Here is a 21,376-nt window from a genome sequence, read left to right on the forward strand (position 1 = left end):
CCTTTCTCATGGGCGCAGGCGAAGCCGGCTCTCGATCACCGTAACCGCGGCGCCGCGCAGGAGCACCCGGTCGCCGCGGGTTTCCGTGACGATGTCGCCGCCGCGGCCGGGGAAGAGCTGCCGGAAGCGCACCTCGGCCCGGCCCAGCCGTCCGGCGTAGAGCGGCCCGAGGATGCAGTGCGCCGACCCGGTCGCCGGATCCTCGTCGACGCCGCAGCCCGGGGCGAAGAAGCGGTCGACCACGTCGACGTCGTCGCCGGGGTCGGCGTCGGCGCAGACGATGACCTGCCCCCGCTCGCCGGCCTCGCCCTGGAGGACGGCGAGGGCGCGGATGTCCGGCGTCACGGCCCCGACGGCGGCGGCATCCGGGAGGACGGCGACCAGGTAGCGGCCGGCGAGGACCCGCAGGGGCTCGATTCCGAGCGCCGCCGCGAGGCCCCCGGGTGTCGCAGTCGGACGCGGCGGGTCGGCCGGGAAGTCCATCTCGTACCCCCCGGCCGTGCGGCGAACGACCAGCGACCCGGACCGGGTGTCGAAGGTCAGGGCGTCGGCCTCGACGCCGAGCTCGCGCAGCAGCACGTGGCCCGAGGCGAGGGTGGCGTGGCCGCAGAGATCGACCTCCATGCCGGGCGTGAACCAGCGCAGGTCGAAGCGGGCAGGGTCGGTCGTGCGGCGCAGGAAGGCGGTCTCGGCCTGGTTGTTCTCCTTCGCCAGCGCCTGCATCCAGCCGTCCTCCGGCCAGGCGTCGAAGGGCTCGACCACGCAGGCGGGATTGCCGCGGAGGGGCTCGGCGGCGAAGGCGTCGACGGTCCACTGCCTCATCAGGTCCGCTCCGGTTCGATAATCGTCAGCTCCGGCCAGCGCGCGCGGGCGTTGGCCACGACCCGGTCCCAGCCCCGGGCGAGCCCGCGTCGCGGGTTGGGCCGCAGCGTAAGCGAGAAGATGTCGTCCAGCCCGAAGGGCGCCGCCACGCTGATCGCGTCGTCCTCCTCCAGACGCACCCCGACCGCGAAGGCCGGGGCGACGAAGCGGGCCAGCGCCTCGTCCGTGCCGGCGAGCGCCTCGTAGGACTCGCCGAACTTGCCCTCGAACCAGAGGTGGACGCGGGCCTGGTTGCGGACCTCGACCATCTCGCGGAACGGCGGCTCGAAGGCGGCGGCGACGCGCCGGATGACCACGTCCTCCGCGTCCCAGGAAACGTCCGGGTCGAAATAGCCGAGGTCGTAGTCGCGGACGCCGTAGCCGGCCGGGCGACCCGTGACGGCGTTCCAGACGGACTGGTAGACGGCGCCGGAGAAGACCCGCCAGTCGGACAGGCCGAGCCCGCGCACGGTCGTCAGGACGTGCATCAGGCCGGGATCGGCGCGGACGATGTCCGAAAGGCGGCGCTCGAGCTCGCTCACCGGCGCGCCTCGCGCAGCGGCCAGCCGTGGTCCAGCGGACCGTGCCCCTGCCCCAGCCCCGGCGCGCGGCGGATGGCCTCGGCGACATAGGCCCAGGCCTCGGCTACCGCGACTTCCAGCGGCAGGCCCTTGGCCAGTCCGGCGGCGCAGGCGCTGGCCAGGGTGCAGCCGGTGCCATGGGTGTGGCGGGTCTCGACCCGCTCGCCCTCGAGCACGGTCTCGCCGGACGGGGTGAGCAGCAGGTCGACGACGGTCTCGCCGGGCACGTGGCCGCCCTTCATCAGCACCGCCCTGGCGCCGAGCGCCAGCAGGGCCTCGCCGGCGCGGCGCTGGCCGTCGAGGTCGGCGACCGGGACGCCGGTCAGGGCCTCGGCCTCGGGCGCGTTGGGGGTCAGCAGGGCGGCGCGCGGAACCATCAGCCGGCGCACGGCCCCGACCGCCGCGTCGGGCAAGAGGGGATGGCCGCCCTTGGCGATCATCACCGGGTCGACCACCGCGGGAACATCGGCGCTGTCGAGGATGGCGGCGACCCGCTCGACCACCTCGACCGAGCCCAGCATGCCGGTCTTGATCGCGTCGGCGCCGATGTCGTCAAGGACCGCGCGGGCCTGGGCCTCGATCAGATCGAGCGGCAGCGGATGGACGTCCTGGACCCCGAGCGTGTTCTGGACCGTGATGGCGGTGATGGCGGTCGCCGCGTAGCCGCCCATGGCGGTGACGGCCTTGATGTCGGCCTGGATGCCGGCCCCGCCCCCGGAATCGGAACCGGCGATGATCAGGACGCGTGCGGCGGAAGAGGTCATGCGCGGCAGATGGCTCAAACCGGGCGCACGGACAAGCCGGCGCCGGTCACCGCCGCCTGGAGCTTCAGCGCCTGCACCGTCTCGCGCACGTCGTGGACGCGGATGATCGCCGCGCCGCGGCGGGCGGCCTCCAGCCCCAAGGCCAGCGAACCGCCGAGGCGGTCGAGCGGATCGGTCGCGGTCGGATCGACGCTCTGGATGGTGCGCTTGCGGCTCGCGCCGTAGAGCACGGGGAAGCCCGTCACGACGAGGCGGTCGAGGTGCGCCGTCAGGGCGAGATTGTGCGCCGCGGTCTTGCCGAAGCCGAGGCCGGGGTCGAGCCAGATCCGCTCGCGGTTGACGCCGGCGGCGACGGCGGCTTCGGCGCGGGCGACCAGCCAGCCGGTCACCTCGGCCACCACGTCCTCGTAGTGCGGATCGGCCTGCATGGTGCGGGGTTCGCCCTGCATGTGCATCAGGACAACGTCGCAGCCCAGTTCGGTGGCGGTCGTCAGACTGTCCGGCGCGAAACCGAGGGCGGCGACGTCGTTCCACATCGTGGCGCCGGCCGCGACGGCGGCGCGGGCGACCGCCGGCTTCATGGTGTCGATGCTGATCGGTCCGTCCCAGACCGCGCGCAGACCCTCGATCACGGGAACGACGCGCGCGATCTCCGCGTCGGCGTCCACAGGCTCGGCGCCCGGGCGGGTGCTCTCCCCCCCGATGTCGAGGATGTCGGCCCCCTGCTCCACCAACCACAGGCCGTGGGCGACGGCGGCCGCGACTCCGGCATGGCGTCCGCCGTCCGAGAAGCTGTCGGGGGTGACGTTGACGATGCCCATGACGCGCGGGCGGCCGGCCGATCCGGGGGTGTTCATTTGACTTCCGCCTCCGTCCATCCCAGCTTCAGGCCGTCATGTTCCGGCCGTCCGACATCGCTCGACAGCAGAATCACGCGGGTCGCCTCGTCGCAGGCGATTAACCCGGGACGGAGGCGTGCGCGCGATCGTCCGTCCCGGGCGACGCCGATCCCCCTCCCCGACACACCGACATCCCTGAACCCGGAGCGCGCGCCCTTGCGACGCTCCCTGACCGGAGGCGCGAGATGACCGCTGCCGAGACCTTCACTTCCCGCACGTCCGCCGCGGACCTGCCCGAAATCTTCCTGACCCCCGCCGAGCACGACCAGCTGTCGCGGCTGGTCGGCGACCATGAGGCGAGCGGCGTCGCCGGCCTGCTGCAGCAGGAGCTGGACCGCGCCACCGTGGTCGAGGAGCGCCCGGCCCACGCCGTCGGCCTCGACCGCTGGGTGCATTACAGCGACGGCCGCGCCGGCGACCTGCGCCGGGTGATGATCGTGCTGCCGCAGGCGGCCGACATCGACGCCGGCCGGATCTCGGCCCTGTCCTATGTCGGCGCCGGGCTGATCGGCCTGCCCGAAGGCCAGAGCATCCTGTGGCCCGACCCGTCGGGCGCGGTGCGCAAGCTGACCCCCGTGCTGGTCGAGGATCCTGACCCGCTGGAGATCTGAACCGGACGGCCGGCGCGTCGCGGGCGTGCCGGTCACTTCGGGGCCTTGCCGATCAGGCCGGCGATGGCGTCGAGGTAGGCGGCGAAGGCCGCGCGGCCTTCGGGCGTGATCGACACCCGGGTCAGCGGCTTGTTGTTCACGAAGCTCTTGACGATGGCGACGTAGCCGGCCTCCTCGAGCTTCTTCAGGTGCACCGACAGGTTGCCCTGGGTGGCCTCGAGCACGGTCTTGAGCTCGGTGAAGTCGGCCGTCTCGGCGTCGGCCAGATAGACCATGATCCCCAGCCGCATGCGGCCGTGGATGACGTCGTCGATCCGTCCGAGATCCTTCAGGCCCATGGCGCGGTCAGGCCCTCGCGGCCGTAGCGTCGCGGTACATGATCCAGCCCGGCAGCGCGAACAGGCCGAACAGGGCGAGGGTGCAGACGCCGAGGTACCATTGCGGCTCGCGCACCAGCAGGCCGAGCGCGACGGCCGTGACCCAGCCGCCGAGCGAGGTGGCCAGCATCCAGCCCTTCTTCTTGAGGTTCCAGGCCATGAACCAGGCGGCGCTCTGCAGGGCGAAGATCATCGCCGGATAGTAGAGCCAGACGCCGAAGTCCTGGTCGCGCACGGCGCCGACGCCGAAGACGATGAGAATCGCGGCGTTGGCCATGCCGGCGCCGCTGAGGCCGGCGCTCATGGCGCGCGAGGCCAGCGGCCCGCGACGGCCGGCCGCCTCGTCGCGCCGGTCCCGGCGGATGGCCCAGACCAGCACGGCGAGGAAGGCGGCGCTGATCGCCGTCACGAAGGCGAGGTTTGCCAGGTCGGGCCAGCGGAGCACGCCGAAGGCTTGTCCGACATGGAACAGGCACTGCAGGCCGTAGAGCAGGCCGCCGGCGAGGTAGCAGATCGCCAGCGTCAGCGACGGCCGGCCGCCGCCCTCGACGATCGAGCGCATGAAGGCGAGGTCGGCCTCGACGGACGGGGTGCGGGGGTTGGCGGACATGGGGAGTCTCCGGAACCGGCTCGCCCGAGGCGTGGACGAGCCGGCGGGGGTTGGCAAGCTATTCGGCGGGGACCGCGGCGGCGGCCTGCGGAGCGCGACGCCATGGGACGCGACGGCCGTTGAGGAAGCGGCCGAGGAAGCTGTGGCGGACGAGCAGTTCGTAGGTGACGAGACAGACGGCGAACACGCCCGCCGACACGCCGGCCAGCTTGGCCCACCACGGGCCGGGCCAGTCCTGCACCCAGACCTGGGCGAGCATGACCAGCGGCAGGTGCAGAATGTAGATCCAGTACGAGGCGTCGGCGAGATAGCGCCGCACCGGGCTGCGGCCCGACAGGAAGCGCAGGCAGAGGCCGACGGCGGCGAGCGCCGAGCTGTAGACCGCGAGAGCCATGACGGCGGCCGCGAGCGCCTTGGCGGCGGTCGGCTCGACCATGGGCGTGAGGCGCGGGCCGCCGGCGAGCCCCCAGGCGGCGACGCCGGAAAGGACGGCCATGGCGAGGAACAGCGGCGACCAGCCGGCGATGCGGTCCAGCAGGTCCCGCCGCCGATCGAGCAGGAAGCCGAGGCCGAAGGCGAGGCCGAAGCCGACCAGGGCCGCCGCGTCGGGGATCAGCCCCTCGTCCGGGGTCGGCACGGCGAAGAAGGCGATCCACGCCGGGTCGAGCCACAGGGCCAGCGCCAGCGGGGCGGCCAGCAGGACCGGGGTCCAGGGGCCGACCAGCGCGCCCGTGGTCCGGTCGACGATCCGGCCCCAGCCGCCGCCCCGGTCGAGGGCGGCGAACGGCGCGCGGAGAAGCAGCGCGGCCGCGTAGAACAGCAGCAGGACCCAGAGGAACCACAGATGGGTCAGGGGGAAGTTGGTCCAGTCGTAGGTCGGCGGCGGGGGCGGCGGCGCGCCCGGGACGATCAGGCCGGAGGCGTGGGCGTTCCACACAAGGGCCGTGACGATGCCGGCCATGACCGGCAGCCAGAAGGCGGCCAGCGGTCCGGCGATGCGGACCAGCCGGTCGCGGGCGAAGCCGGCCCAGCCCCGCCGCGCCAGCATCATGTGGGCGAACAGGCCGGCGATGAGGAAGAAGGCGGTCATCCGGAACAGGTGGATGGCGAAGAACACGACCGCCGCGCCGATGGAGCGGCTGTCGTCGGCGACGATCCAGGCCTGCTGCGGAAAGAAGGACAGGCTGGCGTGGAGGACCACGCCCAGCAGGAGCGCCCCCGCCCTGAGGGCGTCGAGGCCGTGCAGGCGGTCGGTCGGCGTTGCGGTGGACGTCATCGGCGAGGTCTCCCCTTCGGATACTCCACCATTACGATAGACATGTTTGAATTGCAAACTTGTTGGCGCGCAGCCCGCGGCTGGACGAGTCCTGCGGGCGGGGGGATGCGGCCGATGCCCGCTGTCCGGCGGGATGAGCCCGGGCCGGCGGCCGCACCCGGCCGCCGGGACCCTGCTGCAAAAAACCCCCGGACCTTGGGTCCGGGGGCTCTGGTCAGTGCACCGTCGGCTGTTCCACCGTCGTCCCGTCGGAGACCGGCGTGATCGGCACCGAGACCGACGGCCCGGCGTTGGGGAAGTTGTTCTCGTCGCGGTTCGGCGCGACGCCCTTCTCCAGCAGGTCCTTGATCTCCTCGCCCGACAGGGTCTCGTATTCGAGCAGGGCCTGGGACAGCTTCTCGTGGTCGTCGGCCTTCTCGGTCAGGATCCGGCGCGCCTCGTCCCAGCCCGAGGTGACCAGGCGCTTGACCTCCTCGTCGATGATTCGGGCCGTCTCTTCCGAGACGTTCTGGCTGCGCGCCACCGAGTGGCCGAGGAAGACCTCTTCCTGGTTCTCGCCGTAGGCCACGGTGCCGAGTTTCTCGGAGAATCCCCAGCGGGTGACCATGGCGCGGGCCAGCTTGGTGGCCTGCTCGATGTCGGACGAGGCGCCGGAGGTGATGTTCTCCTTGCCGAAGATCAGCTCCTCGGCGACGCGGCCGCCGGCCATGATGGCGATGCGGTCGACCATCTGCTGGTATTTCATCGAATAGCGGTCGCCCTCGGGCAGCTGCATGACCATGCCCAGGGCGCGACCGCGCGGCACGATGGTGGCCTTGTGCACCGGGTCGGCCATCTTGACGTTCATGGCGACGATGGCGTGGCCGGCCTCGTGGTAGGCGGTCAGCCGCTTTTCTTCCTCGTTCATGGCCATCGACTTGCGCTCGGCGCCCATCATGACCTTGTCCTTGGCGTCCTCGAAGTCGCGGTGGGTGACCATACGACGGTCCTTGCGCGCCGCCATCAGCGCCGCCTCGTTGACCAGGTTGGCCAGGTCGGCGCCGGAGAAGCCGGGGGTGCCGCGGGCGATGGTCTTGACGTTGACGTCGGCAGCCAGCGGCACGTCCTTCATGTGCACGCGCAGGATCTTCTCGCGGCCCGAGACGTCGGGATTGGGCACCACCACCTGGCGGTCGAAGCGGCCCGGACGCAGCAGGGCCGGGTCGAGAACGTCGGGCCGGTTGGTGGCGGCGATCAGGATGATGCCCTCGTTGGACTCGAAACCGTCCATCTCGACCAGCAGCTGGTTGAGGGTCTGCTCCCGCTCGTCATTGCCGCCGCCGAGGCCGGCGCCGCGGTGACGGCCGACGGCGTCGATCTCGTCGATGAAGATGATGCAGGGGGCGTTCTTCTTGGCCTGTTCGAACATGTCGCGCACGCGGCTGGCGCCGACGCCGACGAACATCTCGACGAAGTCCGAACCGGAGATGGAGAAGAAGGGCACGCCCGCCTCGCCCGCCACGGCGCGGGCCAGCAGGGTTTTACCCGTACCGGGAGGGCCGACCAGCAGGGCGCCCTTGGGGATCTTGCCGCCGAGGCGCTGGAACTTGCCCGGGTCCTTGAGGAAGTCGACGACCTCCTGAAGCTCTTCCTTGGCCTCGTCGACGCCGGCGACGTCGTCGAAGGTCTTGCGACCCTTGTGCTCGGTCAGCAGCTTGGCCTTGGACTTGCCGAAGCCCATGGCCCCGCGGGCGCCGCCCTGCATCTGGCGCATGATCAGGATCCACAGGCCGATGATCAGCAGGAAGGGCAGCAGGGTGATCAGGGCGCCGACGTACCAGCGCTGGGCGGTGTCGGCGACATCGACCGTCGCCCCCGACTCGCGGATCGACTCGACCAGGTCGCTGTTCGGCTGCGGCGTGATCACCGTGAACCTGGTGCCGTCCTTCAGTTCGCCGGTGACATTCTGGTTGCGGACCTCAATGGCCTCGATGTTCCGGGCGTCGCGGGCCGCGATCAGCTGGGAGTAATTCATCCGCTGGGGGCGCTCGGCCGCGGCCTTGTCGGCCGGTGTGGCCATGGGGCCGCCGCGGCTTACGGCGACGTAGACCGCCATGGCGCCCAGTATGACGGCGCCCAGGATGGCCATGTTACGCAGGTTCATGCTCGTCTCGGTTCCCCGGGGCGCGGCGGCGGCCCCTCGTTCATGATGTCAGCCGAAAATAGGTGCTTCCGGGACGCCGCGCCATGGAAGACCGCATCCCGATCGCTTTCGTGCGTCATTCGGTCCAGCGCCCGCGCCAGCCGTTCACCGACCAGCGCCTGCGCCTTCCCACCCTTCCCTGCAAGAACCGTCGCAGGCGGATCGTTCCGGATCAGCACAGGGCGGGCGGCGCGGAGGCCCGCCGGCAGGGACTTCAGCGCCGCCCGATCGGCGTCGGAAAGGCGCGCCATCCGGCCGTCGGCGGCGGCGACGGACCAGCCGGGCTCGTCGACCCGCACCAGCCAGCGGCCGTCCCAGACCGTTTCCGCATGCGGCGGGAGCGGCAGCGGCGCGGCGCCGCCGCGGCGCAGCTCGCCCGCCTCGCGGCAGATCCGGATGCAGGCCTGGTCCGCCTCGAGCCGCGCCCCGGCGAGGATGGCGACGAAGGCCTCGCCCGCGCGCAGGCGCGACAGCAGGACCGCCAGACGGTCGCGGCGCGGGGGCCGGTCGCCGCCGCCGGCGCAGACAAGGGCGGCGGCCAGCGCGCGGGTGGAGGCGTCGCGTGCGACAAGAACCTGGTCGTCTTCCACGACGAGCACGCCGCGGGCCGGGCCGGCCGGCGCCTCGGTGGATGTCGCCGGGCTCCCGTCGGCGGCCAGCGCGCGGCGGGCCCGGGCGCGGGCGAACCGGGGGTCGGCGTTGGCGGGGTCCTCGATCCAGTCGCAGCCCGCGGCGACCAGCCAGTCCCGCAGCTCGGTCCGGCGCGCCGCCAGCAGCGGCCGCAGGAGCATGAGCCCGCGCCCCTCCGGCCACGCCGGCGACGGCGCCCAGGCGCGCAGCCGGCCGAGGGTGGAGCCTTCAGCCTGCATCCACGCCCCCTCGGCCGCGTCGTCGGCGGTATGGGCCATCAGGATGACCCGCGCCCCGGCGAGGCGGGCCGCGTCGGCCAGCAGCCGGTGCCGGGCGCGGCGGGCGGCGGCGGGAAGGCCCGACGCTGGCTTCGGGCCGGTCCAGCGCAGCAGCTCCCAGTCGGCCCCGACCGCACGGGCCGCCTGTTCGGCGAGGGCGTTCCAGCGGGCGCTGTCGGGGTTGAGACCGTGATCGACGGTCACGGCGAGCAGCTTGCGGCCGCGGCGCCGGGCCCAGGCCGCCGTCAGGCGCAGCAGGGCCATCGAATCGCCGCCGCCGGACAGGGCGACGACCAAGGGACGGTCCACGTCGGACTCGAGACGGGCGTCGAGGACGGCCCCGGCGGCCGCGACCCAGGACGGGGCCGGACCGGTCAGCCGCCTCTCCGCGCGCTCCGCGGGGCGGGGCATTCGAAGCGGGTGCGCAGCTCGGCCGCGCGCGTGCGCAGGGCCGGGCTGGCGGCCTCGGCGTAGCGGTTGGCGAATTCGGTCAGCGCCCCGCAGGCCTGGGTCTTGCGGTCGGTCTCGTTCAGGGCGGCGGCCAGTTCGAGGGTGGTGGCGGCGGCCCACGGCGTGGTCGGCCAGCCCTGCAGCGAGGAGGCGTAGGCCGAGACGGCGCCGGCGTGGTCGCCGGCCGAGACGCGCAGATCACCCAGCCGGCTGTGGGCCTCGCGCGCCTGCGGCGTGTCGGGCCAGGCGGCGATGACCGTCTGCAGGGCGCGATCGCCGCGGGCCGGATCGCCGGCGGCGAGACGCACGGCGGCGGCGAGGTCGCGGGCGGCGTCGCCCGTCGGCGAGGTGGTCGGGATCGGCGAATTCAGTTCGGCTTCGCGCTCGGCGGCGGCCTCCAGCGTCCGCACGCGGCCTTCCGCGTCGCGCAGGCGGGCGCCGAGGGCGGCGTTGTCACGATTGGCCTCGTCGAGGGCGAAGGTGAGGCGCTCGAGGTCGGCGTTCACCCGCCGGACGGTGGCTTCCATGTCCTCGAGTCGGCGATCCATGATGCCGACGCGCCCCTGCAGGGCGACGACCTCGGGATCGGGCTCGACCAGCACCGGCTGGCCGGCGGCGTTGCGCTGGGTCACGGCGCGTTCGAGGCGGCGGACGTTGCGGTCCAGCTGCTCGAGCCGGCGGCGATCCCACTGGATCGGCTCCATGGGCGCAGTCTGGGCGACGACCACCGTGCCGCCGCCCACCAGGGCGACGCCGAGAGCGGCGGCCATCAGCTTGCGGGAACGGAGGGCGGAGGAGAACTTCAGCATGGTCGTTGTGGTCCCATCGATTTGCGGCCGTCGCAAGGCGTCAGACCCCCAGGCCGAGCCAGATCACCGCCCAGAGAAACAGGCCGAGGACGATGTTGCAGAACACGACCAGGAAGACGAACCGCCACAGGGCCGAGAACCACGACAGCGAATAGGCGCCCTTCAGCTGGGCGAAGATGTGGGCCGGCACGAGGAAGCAGGAGGCGATCCACGCCAGACCGCCCAGCCAGCCGTTGAGCATGGCCAGCGCCCAGACGGCGAGACCCAGCAGGGCCATGAAGGTCAGCGAGTAGAGGACGAAGACGCCGTGGTCGTACAGGCTGACCCGACGGCGGTGCAGGAACAGGATCGCCATGAAGGGGATCGACAGCGGCACCAGCAGGAAGGCGAATTTATAGAGCGTCTGCTGCAGCTTGTAGACGGCCAGGTCCGGGTTCTGGAGCTTCTTGGCCATCTTCTTCGCGGTCGGACCGGCGTCTTCGGACTGGTAGATTCCGGCCGCCCAGTCCTTGAGTCCGGCCTGCCAGCTGCCGGGCGCAAGGCCGTCGGCGCGGTTGTCCGGCCCCGCCGCGGCGGTCAGTCGCTCTATGTCGCCGACCAGTTCGTCGCGATCGGCGGTCGCCTCCGCGAGGGCGGCGCGCGCCTCGGCCAGGGCGCCGGGCTCCGGCGTCGCCTCGCTTTCGAGTGCGGCGACGCGTTGGCGGGCCTGCTCGGCCTCGGCGGCGGCCTCGTCCAGCGCGGCCTCGGCCGTCGCGCGCTGGCTGGCGAGGCTCATCACCGGCTCGGGCATGCGCACGAAGCTGAGGATGAAGAAGGTCACGAAGATCGTGAACAGGAACAGCGCCAGCGGCGAGACGTAGCGGGTGCGCGCGCCCTGCACCCATTCGCGGGTCAGCCGCCCGGGGTTGAGCGCGAGCAGCGGCAGGGTGCGCCAGATGCGGGCGTCGAAATGCATGACGCCGTGCAGAAGCTCCTCGCCGAGGTGCAGCAGGGTGCGGTGGACATGGGTCGGCTGGCCGCACTCGGCGCAGAACTTGCCGGTCGCCTCCGCGCCGCAGTCGGAACAGGTCTCGTGATGCTCGCCGGCGCTTCCCGTCGGCCGCTCCAGCGCGCCGGCGACGAGACCCGCGCTGACCGCCGCTCCGGCGTCCTCCATGCTCATGCGAAAGCCCCCTTTCCCTCGCCTTTCTAGCCAGCGCCGCCCGCGCCGGAAACGAAAAAGGGCGCCCGCGCGAGGCGGGCGCCCTTCAGGATGGCCCGGCCGGCGCGATCAGCGCACGGCGCCGGAGACGATGGCGGTGTGGGCGTTGCGGTTGCGGGCCCAGGCTTCCTCGTTGGAGCCGGCGGCGATCGGCCGCTCCTTGCCGTAGCTGATGGTGTCGATGCGGGCGGCGTTGACGCCGCGCTCGACGAGGTAGGTGCGGACCGACTCGGCGCGACGGGCGCCGAGGGCGAGGTTGTACTCGCGGGTGCCGCGTTCGTCGGCGTTGCCCTCGATACGGACGGTGACGTTCGGGTAGCGCTGCAGCCAGGCCACCTGGGCGTCGAGTCGCGGATAGGCCTCGGGGCGGACCTGATAGCTGTCGAGGTCGAAGTAGACCCGGTCGCCGACGTTGACGACGAAGTCCTGCTCGGAGCCCGGCGCGGCCGCGCCCAGCGCCCCGCCGTCGACGTTCCCGGCCCCCGCGCCCGGATACTGCGGATTGGCGTCGGCCGCGGGGATGTCGTTCCCGGACGGCGAGTCGGCGGCCGGGCGCGGGGTGCAGGCGGCGAAGGCCGCGGCGGCGGCGCCGATCGCCGCGAGGCGAAGGAGGTTCGAGGGCTTCATCATCGGTCGTCTCCAGGATGCCGGGCCAGCGGCCCCTCGGCTTTGCTGTAAGGGTTGGGTACTGTCGCGCCAGCCCATTCGCCAGTCGCGATAACGCAGGTTTGAGCCCGGAGGCTCCGTCAGGATCAGGTCGGACAGGCGTCCGGTCCGGTGGCGGCGAGGCGGGCGGGCTGTTCGTCGAGCAGCGGCGACCAGGCGGGGTCGGACCCGCGGCCGGGGTAGCCGGCCTGGCTGACGACCCGTCCCGAGAGGTCTACTGTCCACAGGCGGGTGTCGCCACCCGGCGCCTGGCGCGCGAACATGATGTAGCGGCCGTTGGGCGCCCAGGACGGACCTTCCTCGAAATAGCTGGACGACAGGATGCGCTCGCCCGAGCCGTCGGTGCGCATGACGCCGGTAGAGAAGCGGCCGCCGGCCTGCTTGGTGAAGGCGATCAGGTCGCCGCGCGGGCTCCACGCCGGGGCGGTGTAGATGCCGCCGCCGCGGCTGATCGGACGCTGGCCCGAGCCGTCGGCGCGCATGGTGTAGAGTCGCGCCGAGCCGGACCGGTCCGAGGTGAAGACGATCTGGGAGCCGTCGGGGCTGAATGAGGGCGAGGTGTCGATGCCCGGGTCCGAGGTCAGGCGGCGCAGCTGCCGGCTGGCCAGGTCCATGACATAGACGTCGGTGTTGCCGCCGCGGATGATCGAGAAGGCCAGCTTCGAGCCGTCGTTGGAGAAGCGGGGAGCCAGCACCTGGCCGTCGAACTCGCCGAGCGATTCCGTCCGGCCCGTCTGCAGGTTCCTGAGGTAGATGCGGCTGTAGTCGCGGCCCAGCGCGACGTAGGTGATCTCGTTGGGGTCGCTCATCGAAAAGCGCGGCGACATGATGATCTCGTCGCCCTGCGTGAGGAACACCGGGTCGTGGCCGTCCTGGTCGGAGATGGCGAGGCGGGACAGGCGGTTCAGCTGGGTGCCGCTTTCCGAGACGAAGACCACGCGGCTGTCGAAGAAGCCGCTCTCGCCGGTCATCCGCTGGTAGACCAGGTCGGCGATCTTGTGCCCGATGCGCCGCCACTGCAGCGGGGTGGCGGTGAACTTCCACGCCACCAGCTGGCATTGGCGATAGGGGTCGTAGAGCCGGAAGCCGTAGTCGTTGCGGTTGTCGGGCCGGGGGGTGACCTCGCCGTACAGCACCGCCTGGGCGCCGATCGAGGTCCACTGCGGGAAGTTGGGGGCGTTGGCCAGGGTCAGGCCGGTCTCGATGAAGCTGGCCGGGTCGAGCGGCTCGAAGTAGCCCGAGCGGCGCAGGTCGTCGCGGATCACGCCGGACAGCTCGGCGCCGTTCTGGCCGGTGAAGCTGACGACGGCGATGGGCAGGGGACGCAGCACGCCCTGGTCGACGACGACCTCTTCCTGCTGCGGCTGCGGCTCCTGGGCCGTCGTCGCCGAGGGACCGGCGAGGGCGAGGGCGGCGACCGAAGCCAGCAGAATCGTCAGACGCATCGAATACCTCCAGATCGGGTCGTTGAAGCCCACCTTGGCCCCGCCCCGTCGTCGAAGCCAGCTTGAGCGTGATTGCGGCGACTTTCAGGCCCGCAGACTGACAGTCGGTTTCCGTCAGCCGCCGCACATGGTCGCGGTGCGGAAGGAGAACGGGATCTCCTGCTGTTCGTATCCCGAGGGCATGTCGAAAGGCGCAGCGGCGCGGATCGCCCGCACCACTCCATCCGAAGCCGCCCGCCATGCCGGGTCGCCGCGGCTCTGGGTCAGGCGGGGGGAGCCGACGATGCGGCCGCTTTCATCGAGGGTGACGCGCACGCCGATGGTCAGGTCGTCGGCCCCGGGCAAGTCGCAGTTGACGGTCCAGTGCGGGGTGACCTGCGCCGCCAGCGCCTGCAGCGAGGCGCGGCCCACCGCCTGCGGGGCGCTGCCGCGGCCCTGCTGGCCGGTGGCGGGGCGCTGGCCCGGACGCGTCGACGGACGTGGCGGGCCGGCGAGGGCGTCGAGGTCGAGACCCTGCTCGCGCGGCGGGGCCGGCTGCGGACGCGGCGGGGTGGGTCGTGGCCGCGGCGGCGTCGGCCGGGGCTGCGTCTTCTCCGGCACGGGCGCCGGGCGCCGCGGCGGGGTGGGATCGGGCCGGGGCGCCGGAGGCGTCGGCGTCGGCTCGGGCGGGACAGGCTCGGGCGGGCTTTCCACCGGGGCCGTGGCCGCGTCCTCGGTGACGAGCTCTTCCGACGGATTGTCGGGCGCCGCCGCCTCGATCACCACCGTCTCCGAGACGATCGACACCGGCACGGCGCTGTCCATGTCCAGCGGCTCGCGCTCGCTCCAGGTCAGCAGGCCGAGCGCCATCACGCCGACCACGGCGGCGTGGACGACGATCGATCCGACCAGGGCGGCGCCGGGACGGTCCACCCGCTCAGCCCTCCCCGGCCGCGGCGGCTTCACCCGTGGGCGCGGTGTCGGTGATCAGGTTCAGCTTGGTGAAGCCGGCCCCGGACAGCCGCGCCATGACCCGGGCCACGGCCTGGTAGGGGGCCCGGCCATCGCCGCGCACGAACACCGGGTTGTCGCGGGCGCCCTCGCCGCCCTCCTCGGCCACGGTGAGCACCAGCCGCTCCCACTCGACCTCGCTCTCGCCGACGAAGATGGCCCCGTCGCGGTCGATGGAGACCGTCACCGGCTGGCTCTCGGTGTCGACCGCGCTGGCCTCGGTCTTCGGCAGCTCGACCTCCACGCCGGTGGTCAGCAGCGGAGCCGAGATCATGAAGATGATGAGCAGCACCAGCATGACGTCCACCAGCGGGGTGACGTTGATCTCGCTCAGCGGGCGTTTGCGGGCCCGTCTGCGGCCGCGGACGTGTCCGCCGCCTCCGGCAGCGCCTCCGAGGGCCATGGCTCAGACCTCCCGACGGGCGTCGGCCGGGGCGGCGCCCAGGCGACGGGCCACGGCGGCCTGCAGATCGTCGGCGAAGCTTTCCAGCCGGCCGGTGAACTTGCCCGCGTCGATCGAGAACTTGTTGTAGGCGATGTAGGCCGGGATGGCGGCGGCGAGGCCGATGGCGGTGGCGAACAGGGCCTCGGCGATGGCCGGGGCCACGGTCGTCAGGTTGGTGTTGCCGGCCTCGGCGATGCGGCCGAAGGCGTTCATGATGCCCCAGACGGTGCCGAACAGGCCGATGAAGGGCGACGAGGTGGCGACCACCGACAGCACGCCCAGGCCGTTCTCGATGCGCTGGCCCTCGCGGGCGATAAGGCTGTCCAGCGCCCGGTCGATGCGGGCCATCAGCATGGCCCCCTGCCCTTCCGTCAGCGGCCCGCGAGTGCGCGCCTCGCGCCAGTCCGACAGGGCGATGACCAGCATGCGCGGCAGCGGATGGGCGGGATTGGGGCCTGCGCGCTGGGCGATCTCCTCCAGCGGGCGGCCCGAGCCGACCTCATGCTCGAAGGCGGCGGCGTTGCGATCCAGGGCGGCGAAGCGGAAGGCCTTGTCGATGATCACCGCCCACGACCACAGCGAGGCGAGCGCCAGACCGGCCATCACCGCCTTCACGACGATGTCCGCCTCCATGAACAGGGTCACGGGGTTGAGAATCGAGGCTTCGGTCATTCGGCGTCCTTCCGACTTGCCCGCCCTGTGCAGCGGACGGAGGTGGCGGATATGTGGCGGTTCCGGCGTGCTCTAGCGGGCCGCGGCAGGGTGGTCGACTGTCTGCACGTGACAGGCTGGAAAAGCGGTCAGTCTTCACCCGTAAGCCAGGGCCGCACGCGCCGCACGAGCAGGGCCGTCGGCCGCCGCGGACGGCCGTCCAGATGGATGCAGACGGCCTCCACCTCCGCCCGGCAGAGGACATCCTCGCCGCGGACGACCTCCTGGTCGATCAGCAGGCGGGGCCCCTTCACGGCGCGATAGCGGGTGCGCACCACCAGCTCGTCGTCGATGCGGGCCGGCTTCAGATACCTCAGGTGCAGTTGCGAGACGACGAAGGCCATCGGCTGGTCGCCGTCCAGCAGCTCGGCGTGGCCGACGCCCATCAGCCGCAGGGCGTCGGACCGGCCGCGCTCGAGGTAGCGCACGTAGTTGGCGTGATAGACCAGGCCGGTGAAGTCGGTGTCCTCGTAGTAGACGCGGATCGGCAGGCGATGCTCTCGGCCCTCGAAGCGGCCGGCCGTGGGACGGTCGGTCATGGGCGGGCCGCCGGGGCTGGGCGGGTCAGGAAGCCCGGACAGAAGTCCCTCTGCATCTGCTCGTACTCGGTGCGCAGCGGGTCGGTGGACAGCATCAGGCGATTGGGTCGGGAGATGAAGGCGATGGTCTGGCCTCCGTCCTCGACATAGCCGCACACCGCCAGCCGCCGTCCGGGCTCGGTGTAGCGGACACGCGCATCCGGGCCGAGGATGTCGCGGACCTGGGCCACCGCGCGTTCCTCCGGCGTCGGCCCGGCCGGGGCGAAGGCGTTGCGACTGACCAGCCACAGGATCAGCGCCCCCAGCGCCAGCACGGCGACGCCGAGGATCAGGATCAGGCGGTCGGTGGAGAGGCGCCGGCGGGACATGGCGCGACCATGCCGGGCTTCGGCCGCCGGGTGAAGCCTACTTGCCGCTGAACAGGTCCCCCGCCTGCGGCGCCCGCGGCGGTTCGGTCAGGCCGAGGTGGCTGTACGCCCGGGCGCAAGCCATGCGGCCGCGGGGGGTGCGCTGGATGAAGCCTTGCTGCAGCAGGAAGGGTTCAATGACGTCCTCGACCGCGTCGCGGGCCTCGGCGATGGCGGCGGCGAGGGTGTCCATGCCGACCGGGCCGCCGCCGTAGTTCTCGATCAGGGCGCGCAGGAAGCGGCGATCCAGGCTGTCGAGACCGGCCTCGTCGACCTCCAGCCGGGCCAGCGCCCGGGCGGCCTCCAGCTTGCCGATGGTCGCCGCGCCCTCGGCCGAGGCGAAGTCCCGTACCCGGCGCAGCAGGCGGCCGGCGACGCGCGGTGTGCCGCGGGCGCGGGCGGCGATCTCCAGCGCCCCCTCCTCGGTGATCGGCGCGCCCATCTTGCGGGCCGCGCCCATGACCACCCGGGTCAGTTCTTCCGGCGTGTAGAACTCCAGCCGCAGCGGGATGCCGAAGCGGTCGCGCAGCGGCGTCGCCAGCAGGCCGGCGCGGGTGGTGGCGCCGACGAGGGTGAAGGGGGCCAGATCGATCCGCACCGAGCGGGCCGAGGGCCCCTCGCCGATGATCAGATCCAGCACATGGTCCTCCATGGCCGGATAGAGTATCTCCTCCACCTGCGGGTTCAGGCGGTGGATCTCGTCGATGAACAGGACGTCGCGCGGCTCGAGATTGGTCAGGATGGCCGCGAGGTCGCCGGCCTTGGCGAGGATCGGCCCCGAGGTGGCGCGGAAACCGACGCCCAGCTCGCGAGCGACGATCTGGGCCAGGGTGGTCTTGCCCAGGCCGGGCGGGCCGAACAGCAGGACGTGATCCAGCGCCTCGGACCGGGCGCGGGCGGCGTCGATGAAGACCTTGAGATTGCCCCGGGCCTGCTCCTGGCCGACGAACTCCGCCAGCGTCTGCGGCCGCAGGGCGCGGTCGTAGGCCTCGCCGGGGGCGGGTTCGGCCGAGATGATGCGGTCGTCGGTCACCGCCCCAGCTCCTGCAGGGCGGCGCGGATCACGGCGGAGAGGTCGGCTTCGTCGCCGAGGCGGATCAGCGCCTGGTCGACGGAGCGGCGGGCGACGACCTCGGCGACGCCGAGGCCGAGCAGGGCGGAGACGGCTTCCCCGGTAAGGCTGGGGACGGGCGCCGCCGGTTCGACATGCACGCCGGGCGCCGAGGGCGTGAAGGACGGCTCGCCCAGCGGCTTGCCCTTCAGCTCGGTGACGATGCGCAGGGCCAGCTTGGGACCGACGCCATTGGCACGGGCCACGGCGGCCTTGTCCTCGCGGGCCACGGCGGCGGCCAGTTCGCCCGGCGGCAGCACGTCCAGCACGCTGAGCGCGGCCTTGGGCCCGACGCCCTGGATGGTCAGCAGGGTGGTGAAGGCGCGGCGTTCGTCCCGGCCGAGGAAGCCGTACAGGCGCGGTCCGCTCTCGGCGCTCCAGGTGGTCTCGATGAACAGGGTGGCCTCGTCGCCCGGCGCCGGCAGGCGGCCGAGGGTGCGCGCGCCGCAGGCCACGACATAGCCGACCCCGGCGCAGTCGATCAGGCAGTGGTCCGGCTCGACCTCGGCCAGCACGCCTCTGAGACGTCCGATCACCACGCGATCCTCCCCCTCTGGGGGAGGGGGACCGCGAAGCGGTGGAGGGGGCCTGACCCCGCCGCCGCAGCTTGCCGATGACCCCCTCCACCATGCTTCGCATGGTCCCCCTCCCCCTGCGGGGGAGGACTGAGCAAGGCCCGCTTCCGCAGCTGCGCGTGGGTGATCGCCACCGCCAGGGCGTCGGCGGCGTCCGCCTTCGCGTCGCCGGCCGCGGGCAGCAGACGCTTCACCATGAAGGCGATCTGGCTCTTGTCGGCGTGGCCGGCGCCGACCACGGCCTTCTTGATCAGGTTGGGCGCGTACTCGGCGACGGACAGGCCGCAGCGGGCCGGCGCCAACATGACCGCCGCGCGGGCGTGCCCCAGCTTGAGCGTGGAGGACGGGTTCATGTTGACGAAGACCTCCTCGATCGCCGCCTCGTCGCAGGCGTGGGCGGCGCAGACCTCCGCCACCGCCTCCAGCAGGAACAGCAGGCGCTCGCTGAACGGCGCGGCCTCGGGCGGCGTCACCACTCCATGGGCGATCCAGCGCAGCCGCGAGCCCTCGGCCGCCACGACGCCCCATCCGGTGCGCCTGAGCCCGGGGTCGAGACCGAGAATTCGAGTCGCTTCGTTCGCCATCCGTTCCGTTCATGCCCGATAGATGGCTAACGGACAATGACCGGCGCGAAGGCGGCCTCCTACTCCGTGGTGGTTCCGTCGAAATGCTCTTCCGACGCGTCGGCCTCGGCCTTGGTCCGGTGCACCACGCCCTCGCGGTGATCCGGCGGGCCGTAGAGGGTGTACAGGGTCAGCGGCTGGTCGCCAGTGTTGGTCACATTGTGCCGCGCGCCGGCCGGAACGATGACCGCGTCGTCGTCCTTGATCGGCGTCCGCACCCCGTCGATCAGCACCTCGCCGGAACCGCTCTCGATGCGGAAGAACTGGTCGTGGTCCTCGTGGACCTCCTCGCCGATCTCCTCGCCTGGCTTCAGGGTCATCAGCACCAGCTGGAGGAACTTGCCGGTGTAGAGCACGCGGCGGAAGTCGGTGTTGGAGGTCGTGAGGTCCTCGATGTCGGCGATGAAGCCCTTCATGGGATTGCCTTCCTGTCCTTGGGGTTGCGGTTTCAGAGATGTGCCGGCGCCGGCCGCGGTCAAGGCCGGGGCTCAGTCGTCGCGCGGGTCGAGGCGGTAGCCGACCACCCCTTCGATGCTGCGCAGGCGGGCGGCGAGGCTCTTCAGCGTCGGTTCTCCGTCGACGCGCAGGCGGAAGCTGCGACGCACCGCCGCGCCGCCATCGACCAGTTCGAACCGGTCCGCGCGACCGCGCCGGTCGATTCCGGCCAGCGCGGCCTCCACCCGATCCTCGGCGGTCGCAGCCTCCCGCCGCCAGACCACCTCGGCGTCGACCACCATCGACTGCGGCACACGCAGGTTGATCAGCCGCAACAGGGTGAGGACGGCCACGGTGAGGACCGTCCCCGCCAGACCGAGCAGGAACAGACCGGCGCCGAACAGCATGCCGATGGCGGCGGTGATCCAGAGCGAGGCCGCCGTGGTCAGGCCGTGGATCGAGAAGCCGGCGCGGAAGATAACCCCCGCACAGAGGAAGCCGATGCCGGTCAGCACTCCGTGGGCCATGCGCGTGGGGTCGCTCATGACGCCGCCGCCGGCGATGCCGTTCCAGTCCCAGGAGCCCTGCGACACCGCCGCCTCCATCAGCAGGGCCGAAGAGAGGCAGACAAGGATGTGGGTGCGGAAGCCGGCGGCGCGGCCGCGCCACTCGCGCTCGAACCCAATCAGACCGCCAGCCGCCATCGCGGCGAGCAGCGGCAGGATGAAGTCGGGAAGGTCGCTCAGGTACATCGCAGCGGCAACGCTTGCCAGGCCGGCGGCGTTCCGCATGTCCCGGCCCGCGCCGACCGGTCGACCTTGGCCTTATGAAACCGCCGCGGCGAAGGCCCGTTGCTTGCGCGCGGGAGCTCGGATCGTCCCGCGAGGAGACGTCGCATGTCCGCCCATGCGCACCGCGAACTGCCGCCGCCGGCCTACGTCGCGCTGAAGACCGAGGTCGTCCGCGCCGCGGTCGAGCTGTCGGACGAGCAGCTCATGGATCTCGCAGACGCCCTGCACAGCCTGATGCGCCTGCGCCGGCCGGGCCGGCCCATCGGGCGGCCGGACGGATGGCTGGAGGCCGAGTCGCCGTCCTTCAGGTGAGGCGGCTCAGCCGGCGTACTTCGCCGCGTCCTCGTCCGAGATCTCCTCGTTCGAATAGACCTGCTGCACGTCGTCCTCGGCGTCGAGCGCGTCCATCAGCTTCATCAGGGTGCCGACCTGGTCGCCGGTGACCGGCACGGTCGACTGCGGCTTCCAGACGATGGCGGTGGACTTCGGGTCGCCGAGGGTTTTCGACATGGCGTCGGCGACCTCGTTGAGATCCTCGAAGGCGGTCCAGATGGTGTGGCCCGGGGCGTCCTCGTAGATGTCCGGCTTGACCAGGTCGCTCTCGACGTCCTGGGCCCCGGCCTCGATCGCGGCCTCCATGACCGCGTCTTCCGAGCCGGCTTCGGCCGGATAGACGATCTTGCCGACGCGGTCCCACATGAAGGTCACCGACCCGGTCTCGCCCAGCGCCCCGCCGTACTTGGTGAAGGCTGAGCGCACGCCGGAGGCGGCGCGGTTGCGGTTGTCGGTCAGCACCTCGACCACGAACTGGACGCCGCCGGGCCCGCGGCCCTCGTAGCGGATCTCCTCCATGGCGTCGATTTCGCCGCCCGAGGCCTTCTTGATCGCCCGGTCGATGTTGTCCTTGGGCATGGACTCGGCCTTGGCGTTGTTCACCGCCAGGCGCAGGCGAGGGTTCATGGCGGGGTCGGGCAGGCCCGACTTGGCCGCCACGGTGATCTCGCGCGACAGGCGCGAGAACAGCTTGGAGCGGACCGCGTCGGCGCGGCCCTTGCGGTGCATGATGTTCTTGAACTTGGAGTGGCCGGCCATGAGCGGTCTCTGGGTCT

25 protein-coding genes and 1 pseudogene are annotated in these 21,376 nt (G+C 72.1%); 2 read left to right on the forward strand and 24 right to left on the reverse strand.

The annotated features are described in order from the left end of the window. Positions 1 to 6: 6 nt before the first annotated feature. The 4 genes from BM333_RS07805 to folP are packed head-to-tail and all read right to left on the reverse strand — an operon-like array spanning position 7 to position 3,063. On the reverse strand, positions 7 to 822 hold the full coding sequence (locus BM333_RS07805) for a PhzF family phenazine biosynthesis protein (RefSeq protein ID WP_092309367.1): 816 nt from the start codon (positions 820 to 822) through the stop codon (positions 7 to 9). Further along, complete coding sequence (locus tag BM333_RS07810; RefSeq protein ID WP_092309689.1) at positions 822 to 1,349, reverse strand: nucleotidyltransferase family protein; 528 nt, start codon at positions 1,347 to 1,349, stop codon at positions 822 to 824. The genes BM333_RS07805 and BM333_RS07810 overlap by 1 nt, the downstream gene beginning before the upstream one ends. Positions 1,350 to 1,399: 50 nt before the next feature. Then, positions 1,400 to 2,206, reverse strand: a complete 807-nt coding sequence (thiD, locus tag BM333_RS07815) for a bifunctional hydroxymethylpyrimidine kinase/phosphomethylpyrimidine kinase (RefSeq protein ID WP_092309370.1) — start codon at positions 2,204 to 2,206, stop codon at positions 1,400 to 1,402. A 14-nt stretch (positions 2,207 to 2,220) separates the two neighbouring features. Continuing rightward, positions 2,221 to 3,063, reverse strand: a complete 843-nt coding sequence (gene folP, locus BM333_RS07820; protein WP_245777192.1) for a dihydropteroate synthase — start codon at positions 3,061 to 3,063, stop codon at positions 2,221 to 2,223. 227 nt (positions 3,064 to 3,290) lie between these two features. Between folP and BM333_RS07825 the strand changes: the two genes are divergently transcribed. Next, positions 3,291 to 3,716: a GreA/GreB family elongation factor gene (locus BM333_RS07825; protein ID WP_092309373.1), complete on the forward strand. Its 426-nt coding sequence runs from the start codon at positions 3,291 to 3,293 to the stop codon at positions 3,714 to 3,716. 32 nt (positions 3,717 to 3,748) lie between these two features. Here the strand turns inward: BM333_RS07825 and BM333_RS07830 are convergent, their stop codons facing one another. The 19 genes and pseudogenes from BM333_RS07830 to BM333_RS07920 all read right to left on the reverse strand — a co-directional run bounded on the left by BM333_RS07830 (position 3,749) and on the right by BM333_RS07920 (position 20,228). Then, positions 3,749 to 4,054, reverse strand: coding sequence for a winged helix-turn-helix domain-containing protein (locus tag BM333_RS07830; protein WP_092309376.1), 306 nt, complete (start codon positions 4,052 to 4,054; stop codon positions 3,749 to 3,751). Positions 4,055 to 4,061: 7 nt separating this feature from the next. Further along, complete coding sequence (locus BM333_RS07835; protein WP_092309380.1) at positions 4,062 to 4,703, reverse strand: hypothetical protein; 642 nt, start codon at positions 4,701 to 4,703, stop codon at positions 4,062 to 4,064. 58 nt (positions 4,704 to 4,761) lie between these two features. Beyond that, positions 4,762 to 5,979, reverse strand: coding sequence for an acyltransferase family protein (locus tag BM333_RS07840; protein WP_092309383.1), 1,218 nt, complete (start codon positions 5,977 to 5,979; stop codon positions 4,762 to 4,764). A 214-nt stretch (positions 5,980 to 6,193) separates the two neighbouring features. After that, entirely contained in the window at positions 6,194 to 8,122 is a 1,929-nt protein-coding gene (gene ftsH, locus BM333_RS07845) for an ATP-dependent zinc metalloprotease FtsH (protein WP_281246040.1), read from the reverse strand. After that, positions 8,119 to 9,480 carry a tRNA lysidine(34) synthetase TilS gene (gene tilS / locus BM333_RS16245; RefSeq protein WP_092309386.1) on the reverse strand — a complete coding sequence of 454 codons (1,362 nt, stop codon included), beginning with the start codon at positions 9,478 to 9,480 and terminating at the stop codon, positions 8,119 to 8,121. The genes ftsH and tilS overlap by 4 nt, the downstream gene beginning before the upstream one ends. Then, positions 9,444 to 10,328 (reverse strand): tetratricopeptide repeat protein, encoded by an 885-nt coding sequence (locus tag BM333_RS16250; protein WP_092309389.1) that lies wholly within the window; start codon positions 10,326 to 10,328, stop codon positions 9,444 to 9,446. The genes tilS and BM333_RS16250 overlap by 37 nt, the downstream gene beginning before the upstream one ends. A 40-nt stretch (positions 10,329 to 10,368) precedes the next feature. After that, positions 10,369 to 11,490 (reverse strand): DUF3667 domain-containing protein, encoded by a 1,122-nt coding sequence (locus tag BM333_RS07860; RefSeq protein WP_092309392.1) that lies wholly within the window; start codon positions 11,488 to 11,490, stop codon positions 10,369 to 10,371. 108 nt (positions 11,491 to 11,598) lie between these two features. Continuing rightward, positions 11,599 to 12,156, reverse strand: coding sequence for a peptidoglycan-associated lipoprotein Pal (gene pal / locus BM333_RS07865; protein ID WP_092309697.1), 558 nt, complete (start codon positions 12,154 to 12,156; stop codon positions 11,599 to 11,601). Between the two features lie 125 nt (positions 12,157 to 12,281). Next, positions 12,282 to 13,640, reverse strand: coding sequence for a Tol-Pal system beta propeller repeat protein TolB (gene tolB / locus BM333_RS07870; protein ID WP_092309395.1), 1,359 nt, complete (start codon positions 13,638 to 13,640; stop codon positions 12,282 to 12,284). A 114-nt stretch (positions 13,641 to 13,754) separates the two neighbouring features. Beyond that, positions 13,755 to 14,552, reverse strand: a complete 798-nt coding sequence (locus BM333_RS07875) for a TonB C-terminal domain-containing protein (protein WP_092309398.1) — start codon at positions 14,550 to 14,552, stop codon at positions 13,755 to 13,757. Positions 14,553 to 14,556: 4 nt separating this feature from the next. Continuing rightward, the gene (locus BM333_RS07880) at positions 14,557 to 15,033 is read right to left on the reverse strand and encodes an ExbD/TolR family protein (RefSeq protein WP_092309401.1); all 477 of its coding nucleotides are present in this window, start codon (positions 15,031 to 15,033) and stop codon (positions 14,557 to 14,559) included. 3 nt (positions 15,034 to 15,036) lie between these two features. Next, complete coding sequence (tolQ, locus tag BM333_RS07885; protein ID WP_092309404.1) at positions 15,037 to 15,747, reverse strand: protein TolQ; 711 nt, start codon at positions 15,745 to 15,747, stop codon at positions 15,037 to 15,039. A 128-nt stretch (positions 15,748 to 15,875) separates the two neighbouring features. Continuing rightward, entirely contained in the window at positions 15,876 to 16,325 is a 450-nt protein-coding gene (gene ybgC, locus BM333_RS07890) for a tol-pal system-associated acyl-CoA thioesterase (RefSeq protein ID WP_092309407.1), read from the reverse strand. Next, positions 16,322 to 16,693, reverse strand: coding sequence for a hypothetical protein (locus BM333_RS07895; RefSeq protein ID WP_092309410.1), 372 nt, complete (start codon positions 16,691 to 16,693; stop codon positions 16,322 to 16,324). Before BM333_RS07895 ends, ybgC begins: the two co-directional genes overlap by 4 nt. A 37-nt stretch (positions 16,694 to 16,730) precedes the next feature. Further along, positions 16,731 to 17,765, reverse strand: a complete 1,035-nt coding sequence (gene ruvB, locus BM333_RS07900; protein ID WP_092309413.1) for a Holliday junction branch migration DNA helicase RuvB — start codon at positions 17,763 to 17,765, stop codon at positions 16,731 to 16,733. Then, the gene (ruvA, locus tag BM333_RS07905) at positions 17,762 to 18,379 is read right to left on the reverse strand and encodes a Holliday junction branch migration protein RuvA (RefSeq protein ID WP_092309700.1); all 618 of its coding nucleotides are present in this window, start codon (positions 18,377 to 18,379) and stop codon (positions 17,762 to 17,764) included. The genes ruvB and ruvA overlap by 4 nt, the downstream gene beginning before the upstream one ends. Positions 18,380 to 18,513: 134 nt before the next feature. After that, positions 18,514 to 19,002, reverse strand: a pseudogene (gene ruvC / locus BM333_RS07910) (crossover junction endodeoxyribonuclease RuvC); the annotation flags it as partial. 59 nt (positions 19,003 to 19,061) lie between these two features. Next, positions 19,062 to 19,457, reverse strand: coding sequence for a cupin domain-containing protein (locus BM333_RS07915; protein ID WP_092309416.1), 396 nt, complete (start codon positions 19,455 to 19,457; stop codon positions 19,062 to 19,064). A gap of 72 nt (positions 19,458 to 19,529) precedes the next feature. Continuing rightward, positions 19,530 to 20,228 carry an MgtC/SapB family protein gene (locus BM333_RS07920; protein ID WP_092309419.1) on the reverse strand — a complete coding sequence of 233 codons (699 nt, stop codon included), beginning with the start codon at positions 20,226 to 20,228 and terminating at the stop codon, positions 19,530 to 19,532. 144 nt (positions 20,229 to 20,372) lie between these two features. Here BM333_RS07920 and BM333_RS07925 point away from each other — a divergent pair, with 144 nt between their 5' ends. After that, positions 20,373 to 20,579: a hypothetical protein gene (locus BM333_RS07925; RefSeq protein ID WP_092309422.1), complete on the forward strand. Its 207-nt coding sequence runs from the start codon at positions 20,373 to 20,375 to the stop codon at positions 20,577 to 20,579. A gap of 6 nt (positions 20,580 to 20,585) precedes the next feature. On the opposite strand, the gene BM333_RS07930 is transcribed toward BM333_RS07925, so the two are convergent. After that, positions 20,586 to 21,359 carry a YebC/PmpR family DNA-binding transcriptional regulator gene (locus tag BM333_RS07930; protein WP_092309425.1) on the reverse strand — a complete coding sequence of 258 codons (774 nt, stop codon included), beginning with the start codon at positions 21,357 to 21,359 and terminating at the stop codon, positions 20,586 to 20,588. Positions 21,360 to 21,376: the final 17 nt, after the last annotated feature.

Source organism: Brevundimonas viscosa (assembly GCF_900116065.1).
Classification (GTDB): domain Bacteria; phylum Pseudomonadota; class Alphaproteobacteria; order Caulobacterales; family Caulobacteraceae; genus Brevundimonas; species Brevundimonas viscosa.